Here is a 2,917-nt window from a genome sequence, read left to right on the forward strand (position 1 = left end):
CCGCTGCGCTGGACCCAACGGGCCAAGCGCCTGCGCCCAGTCCGATGCCACGGCAGGGCCAGCTCGTCCCGACCGTTGCCCCTGACGGCGCCGGCGGTACCCAGAACCAGACCATGGGGGTCGCCACCGCATCCGCTGCGCTGGACCCAATGGGCCAAGCGCCAGCGCCCAGTCCGATGCCACCGCAGGGCCAGCTCGTCCCGACCGTTGCCCCTGATGGCGCCGGCGGTACCCAGAACCAGACCATGGAGGTCGCCACCGCAACCGCTACGCTGGACCCAATGGGCCAAGCGCCGGCGCCCGGTCCGGCCGTGCCACCTCAGGGCCAGCTCGTCGCGGCCGTTGCCCACAGCGACACAGGGCCGGCATCGCGCTCAGCGCTCCCACACCCAACCCGGCCAGACGCCGCCACCGGTCTGCAAGGTGTAGGACAGGACGTCCGGATGCTGGATGTCAATCAGACAAGCGACCAAAGTGGTGTGCCTCTGCCAGATAACGCCCGCAGCCTTCCTGGCCAAGCACAACCTGCGCAACCACCTTCAACGACGCCGCAGGATTCCGCAGATGGGGGGCCTCGACCACGAGTACGGCCACGGGGCGGGACATCTGATTGACCATGGTGCAAGTCACATGATATGATATCTAATTGATATATTGTCGTTGTTTTCGCGCTACCGCGCGATTGTTGAAATGGCTGGCGTGAGATAGGTACATGGACACGTGGGAACCAATCATCGGCCTGGGCGTTCTGTTGGCGATCATCGTCGCCTTTTTCGCCGTAACATCACGCGCCACGCGACGTAGCGGTGGCAGTGCTGGCGGACAACTGCCCATTTCCAACGCGCCGCTGGATCCGAGCAACTTTGGGCCAACGAGTGTCAGGTTTACCAGTCCGGGGATGGCTCAGAAGTTGGGCATGCGCTGAAAGGCCATCTCAAACGATGGCATTTCGATGGCCTTGGCCAACGAACAACTCGACACCCTTCGCTCGCTGCTGGCCGCTATCGAGATGTCGGGGACTTGGCAGCACATCAACCTAACTGTCGACTATCTCTGGATTGAACCCACACAGCTTGACAAAGGTGGTTGTCGGATACTGAAAGCGCGATCCGAACGCCTCACGACCTAATGTTCCTGATTTTCTGTTTAGCGTTGCTTTTCGCCCCTTCTATGGTGTGTCCCCTCTATGGGCGAGCCGGCGGGGTCGGTGATAGGTCTTCAGTCGAAAAGGAATATGGCGCGGCCCGGGCTCAGGGATGTAGGTTCGGGGGACCCCAACGCCGCATGGAGCCCCGATGCCCCGCCGCTCGAAGAACGACGCCGCCAACGCTGCGGAGACCGCCATCGAGAGCCACGTCGCTGGGCGAATCCGCCTGCGCCGCGGTCTGCGCGGCATGAGCCAGTCCGACCTGGCGAGGGCCCTGGGCATCACCTTCCAGCAGGTACAGAAATACGAACGCGGGTCGAACAGAGTATCGGTGGGCAAGCTGTATCGGCTGGCGGATATCCTGGACGTGCCGCTGGTGTTCTTCTTCGATGGGCTAGAGGGTGCGGGTATGCCCAGGCTGCCGGCGGACGAGGTGCCGGAACCAGCGGGCATCCTGTCCCGCCGCGAGTTGGACCTGCTCCGCGCCTGGCGTCAGGCGCCGCCTGAGGTCGCTGACATAATCGCCGGCCTGCTGCGCTCGATCACGCCGGACTTGGCGCTTGAGACCCCGGCACCGGCCGACCACCAACCGGCGGCCTTGGCTGTCGGTCCGGAGGCTTCGTCGCCGGAGACGGTCCAGGCGACGGCTGAGGTTCTTCCCGCGTCTGTGGAAGCCGAAGGACGTGCAGCGCGGCCGAAGCCTGTACAGGAGGCTCCCCGCCGCCGCGGACGGCCCCCGGGCCCGGCGAAGGCGAAACTGGTCCAAGCGGGCCAACATCCGAAGCCGCCGTCCGAGGAGGGCAGGCAGCGCCGGCAGCGTGGCGCGGTGTGGGACCCGGCGGACATCAGGGACTACGGTGAGGAAGCGTGACGCTGGCCGCGGATACCTTGAGGCTCGAGTTCAACCGCGGCGGCAAACTGCTTCCCCGAACGGCTGGCCGGAATTCGAATGCCTTGCCTGACAGGTGACAACGCGAGCCCATTCAGGTTAAGCCGACGCTGACGCTGACGCTGCGCTGCGGCAACCTTTCGAATAGGACCGGACATGACGGACAGGATCAGCAAGGACGACTTGGCGGCCATCGTCGCCCAAGTGACGGGCGCCACGAAGGCAGCATGCAAGGAAGCGGTCGAGCGCATGTTCGGCGCCATCGCCGACGGCCTGAAGCACGGCAAGGAAGTCAGCTTGGCCGGATTCGGGAAGTTCACCGCCCAGCAGCAGCCGGAACGCCAAGGCCGAAACCCGAGGACGGGCGAGCCAACGACAATCGCCGCGCAGACCAAGGCGAAGTTCACGCCGGCGAAGGCGCTGAAGGATATGTTGAACGAATGAGCGGGCAGTCGGGTTCGCCCCGGTTCGACGGGGAGAACCGGCTCGTTCTCGAGCAGGGATGCCGCGTGGCGGCCTTGCGCACAGGCAAGTTGGGGTCCAGGCCAAAGATAACGGCCGGCATCGGGGCGCGGGGGCTGTACCATGGATAACGCCGAACGACTGATACGCGACTTTTTCCGCCGGGTATGGGCACCGCCCCATGACTTAGACGCCATCGACAGCCTGATGACGGAGGATTACCGCATCACGACCGCCGGCAGCGTGGTCGAGGGGCGGGAGCAGTTCAAGGCCTGGGTCGGCTCGATGCAGAAGCTCGTTGGCAACGCGACGAATGAGCACCTGGAAATCTTCACGAACGCCGCCGGCGACCGCGTGGTGTCCCGCTGGATCACGCGGGGGGTGCATAATGGCCTGTTCGGGATCGCTCCCACCCAGGA

Annotated in this window: 3 protein-coding genes; all 3 read left to right on the plus strand. The window is 64.9% G+C overall.

All coding sequences use genetic code 11. The features are described 5' to 3' along the window. The first annotated feature begins 1,295 nt into the window (after positions 1-1,295). Positions 1,296-2,018: a helix-turn-helix domain-containing protein gene (locus Q0072_RS21895; RefSeq protein WP_366941783.1), complete on the plus strand. Its 723-nt coding sequence runs from the start codon at positions 1,296-1,298 to the stop codon at positions 2,016-2,018. Positions 2,019-2,192: 174 nt separating this feature from the next. Beyond that, entirely contained in the window at positions 2,193-2,480 is a 288-nt protein-coding gene (locus Q0072_RS06920; protein ID WP_298327602.1) for an HU family DNA-binding protein, read from the plus strand. Positions 2,481-2,621: 141 nt separating this feature from the next. Continuing rightward, a partial coding sequence (locus tag Q0072_RS06925; RefSeq protein ID WP_298327604.1) for a nuclear transport factor 2 family protein occupies positions 2,622-2,917 on the plus strand: 296 nt, incomplete at its 3' end.

This window comes from Asticcacaulis sp., assembly GCF_027484505.1.
GTDB lineage: Bacteria > Pseudomonadota > Alphaproteobacteria > Caulobacterales > Caulobacteraceae > Asticcacaulis.